General features: G+C 58.5%; 1 protein-coding gene. It reads left to right on the top strand.

The genetic code is table 11. The features are described 5' to 3' along the window. The coding region (locus WDW90_RS39555) for a P-loop NTPase fold protein (protein ID WP_336493049.1) at positions 1-270 on the top strand (270 nt) is incomplete at both ends.

Here is a 270-nt window from a genome sequence, read left to right as displayed (position 1 = left end):
CGCCGATCCCGCCAAACTTGCGACGAAGGAAAACATTTCCGCAGCGATCGAGGGCGTGAAATCTGTCATCAAGCCCGCCGAGGCAAAGAATGTCCCTGAGGAGATCACTGAGTTCCGCAAGGCGTTTGACAAACTACTGAAGGATGCCGGGATCAAGCAGCTCGTCGTCCTCGTCGACGACCTCGATCGCTGCCTGCCTGATACCGCGATCGAGACGCTCGAGGCCATCCGTTTGTTCGTCTTTACCGCCGGAACGGCCTTCGTGGTCGC

This window comes from Methylobacterium nigriterrae (assembly GCF_037106235.1).
GTDB lineage: Bacteria > Pseudomonadota > Alphaproteobacteria > Rhizobiales > Beijerinckiaceae > Methylobacterium > Methylobacterium nigriterrae.
The sequence above is the reverse complement of the archived record's forward strand: the minus strand, read 5'-3'. Positions and strand labels throughout refer to the sequence as shown.